This is a genomic window from Xenorhabdus santafensis, from assembly GCF_033949405.1.
GTDB lineage: Bacteria > Pseudomonadota > Gammaproteobacteria > Enterobacterales > Enterobacteriaceae > Xenorhabdus > Xenorhabdus santafensis.
The window spans coordinates 1-692 of the sequence record NZ_VCDN01000315.1 but is presented as its reverse complement, the minus strand read 5'-3'; the positions used below and the strand labels follow the sequence as shown (position 1 = coordinate 692).

The 692-nt window shown below is 28.5% G+C and carries 1 protein-coding gene; it reads right to left on the bottom strand.

The features are described 5' to 3' along the window. Positions 1-19 precede the first annotated feature (19 nt). Positions 20-463: a helix-turn-helix domain-containing protein gene (locus tag FE392_RS22630; RefSeq protein WP_197201759.1), complete on the bottom strand. Its 444-nt coding sequence runs from the start codon at positions 461-463 to the stop codon at positions 20-22. Positions 464-692 lie beyond the last annotated feature (229 nt).

Here is a 692-nt window from a genome sequence, read left to right as displayed (position 1 = left end):
TAAAATAGGGGTATTACCCCTATTTTATTATTTTAAGGTGTTTTACTTCTTTTCTGACTTGTTCTAAATTTTTATCTCGTCCTCTAAAAGCAAATGAAGGGTCTAAACGATATGTATTTGAAGCACCTATTTTTGGGCCTTTTACTAAAATGCCATGTTCAAATAGTTCTTTAATTGCTCTTGAGACATGTGGGGGATTCATATTCAATTCTTTAGCTATATCTTTTTGTCTAATTCTTAACCAATTTTCATAATCTAATTTTGCTAATAAAATCATATAGACACGTAATGTTTCACCTTTTAAATTAAGTTTGGCAACATGTGTTAATCCTTCTTGAAACATCATAACCCAGTCCCCCTTATAAACTTTTTTCTGTTTTGTTGGAGTTAATAAATACTGTTGAATTTCCCCTGTTTTTTCATCAGGTACTTCAATAAAAATATCTTTATCTAATGATGACATTTTTAACCCTCCAATTATTTAATAATAGTTACCTATCTCGGTATCTATTATACATACCAAATATGGTAAGAACAATACCAAATATGGTAACTATTTATATAAAAAAACCCTTATATATTAAGGGTTTTTTTATATGCTCTTTGTGTCTTTTATAATAAGGGCTAAAAATTCCGCAAGGAATAGGTAGTATTTTTGAGTAAAAATCACTCAAAAATTTCCACCTTTTTCG